Here is a 1,924-nt window from a genome sequence, read left to right as displayed (position 1 = left end):
TCGCCCTACGAGTTCTGGCAGTTCTGGCGCAACACCACCGATGCCGATGTGGGCCGTTTCCTCAAGCTCTATACCGAGCTGCCGCTCGACGAGTGCGAGCGGCTCGGCGCGCTCTCGGGCTCCGAGATCAACGCCGCCAAGATCATCCTCGCCAACGAGGTCACCACGCTCTGCCACGGAGCCGAGGCCGCGGCCGCCGCCGAGGCCACCGCGCGCGAGGTGTTCGAGAAGGGCGGCGTGGGCGACGACCTGCCGACGCTGGAGCTTTCCGCTGACGAGTTGGACGGCGAGGGCATCTCGATCGTGCAGCTGATCGTGCGCGCGGGCCTGGCGAAATCCGGCAAGGAGGCCAAGCGCCTGATTGCCGAGAACGGCGCCCGCATCGACGACGCGCCCCTCACCGACGCCGGGCTGATGCTCGACGCCGCGGCGCTGGCGAGCCCGGTGAAGCTCTCCGCCGGCAAGAAGCGCCACGCGCTGGTCAAGCTCGCCTAAGCACGCCGCCGCATGGTATCACGACCTTGAGAGGGCTGGCATTACGCCGGCCCTTTCTCGTTGCCCCCCCGACGCGTCAGAAAACCGCCTGCACCAGCGCCAGGGCCACGAAGGGCAGCGACAGGCCGGTGGCGAGCAGCAAGGCCGAGGCGAGCGTGGGCCGCGGCGCCGGAGCGACCACGGCAATCGAGCGGGGCGCCTCCCGGCGCGGGGAAAGACTCTGTGCCATGGTCCGAGTTAACCACGGATTCACTTTCCGAGTCCTTAATCCAGGTCATGATCGCGCCCGTCGTGCCGCTGCAGCAGTCGCCGGAATTCGCCCGCACCCTGCGCGCGTTGGGCCTGCCGGTGCTCTGCGGCGAGGCGCAGGGGTTGCGTTGGCTGGCGCAAACCCGCCGCCTGCCCTGTCTCGGGACGGTCTCGCTGATCTCCCGCGGCCCGGTGCTCGCCGCGCCCACGCCACCCAATGACTGGCTGGCGCTCTGCCGTGAGGGGCACCGCGGCCCGCTTCTGCTCAATGCAGACGGCCTGCGCCCGGAGAGCCTGCGCGCCGAAGGCTTCTGGCCCCTTCTCACGCCCGCGACCCTGGCCATGCTGCCCCTCACGGATGACGCCGCCATGCGCGCCGCGATGCACGGCAAGTGGCGCAACCGACTCAACCGCAGCGCCACCCACGGGCTGCAGATCCGCCGCCTGCCGTTGCCCCCGGACCACTGGCTGCTCGCCGCCGAGGCCGCACAGGCACGGCAAAAGCGCTACCATGCCCTGCCCCCGGCCCTCATCGCCGCCTTCGCCAAGGCCAATCCGGGTGCCGCGCAGCTCTGGGAGGCGCGCCGCAACGGCCAGCCTGTCGCCGCCATTGCCGTCCTGCGTCACGGCCCCACCGCGACCTGGCAGATCGGCGTCTCCCTACCGCAAGGCCGCGCGCTCTCGGCCATGAACGCCCTGCTCTGGTCCGCCATGCGCTGGCTCGCCCGCAACGGCCACACCCATCTCGACCTTGGCATGCTAAATTCCGACGCCGCCCCCGGCCTCACCCGCTTCAAGCTCGGCACCGGCGCCCGCCCGCACCGGCTCGGCGGCACCTGGCTGCACCACCCGGGCCTCGCGCCGCTCGCACGCAGGCTGCCAGAGCGGCTCTCACGCTGAGCCCGCCTCTTCTTCTGGCCGAAAATATCCCGGGAGGTGAATTGCCCCGGCCTGCCGGGGCAAGAGGAGGGCAGTGCCCTCCTGACCCGCCGGTCTGCGCCCGAAGGCGCGGGCCGGCTCAAACCAGCGCGCGCCCCCGAAGGGGCGCGCACCGCTTGCATCACTCGGTGACGGTGACCGTCGCCATCTGGTCCGGCTGGCCCACCACCGCGCCGTTGCGCCCGGTGCCGCGCTTGATCGCGTCGACCACGTCCATGCCCGAGGTCACCTCGCCCACCAC

3 protein-coding genes and 1 pseudogene are annotated in these 1,924 nt (G+C 71.5%); 2 read left to right on the top strand and 2 right to left on the bottom strand.

Annotation, left to right across the window (positions count from 1 at the left end; genetic code table 11):
• The coding region (locus tag AC6RA4_RS25230) for a tyrosine--tRNA ligase (RefSeq protein ID WP_500165031.1) at positions 1 to 495 on the top strand (495 nt) is incomplete at its 5' end.
• A 76-nt stretch (positions 496 to 571) separates the two neighbouring features.
• On the opposite strand, the gene AC6RA4_RS25225 is transcribed toward AC6RA4_RS25230, so the two are convergent.
• Positions 572 to 724 (bottom strand): hypothetical protein, encoded by a 153-nt coding sequence (locus AC6RA4_RS25225; protein WP_500165029.1) that lies wholly within the window; start codon positions 722 to 724, stop codon positions 572 to 574.
• 47 nt (positions 725 to 771) lie between these two features.
• Between AC6RA4_RS25225 and AC6RA4_RS25220 the strand changes: the two genes are divergently transcribed.
• Complete coding sequence (locus tag AC6RA4_RS25220; RefSeq protein WP_500165027.1) at positions 772 to 1,644, top strand: GNAT family N-acetyltransferase; 873 nt, start codon at positions 772 to 774, stop codon at positions 1,642 to 1,644.
• 160 nt (positions 1,645 to 1,804) lie between these two features.
• Here AC6RA4_RS25220 and AC6RA4_RS25215 read toward each other — a convergent pair.
• A pseudogene (locus AC6RA4_RS25215) lies at positions 1,805 to 1,924 on the bottom strand (peptidylprolyl isomerase); the annotation flags it as partial.

The sequence above is a fragment of the Salipiger sp. genome (genome assembly GCF_059781815.1).
The sequence above is the reverse complement of the archived record's forward strand: the minus strand, read 5'-3'. Positions and strand labels throughout refer to the sequence as shown.

Excerpts from the sequence above, each read along its gene's own strand:
- AC6RA4_RS25225 (WP_500165029.1), bottom strand. The coding sequence starts at position 724 with ATGGCACAGAGTCTTTCCCCGCGCCGGGAGGCGCCCCGCTCGATTGCC.
- AC6RA4_RS25220 (WP_500165027.1), top strand. The coding sequence starts at position 772 with ATGATCGCGCCCGTCGTGCCGCTGCAGCAGTCGCCGGAATTCGCCCGC.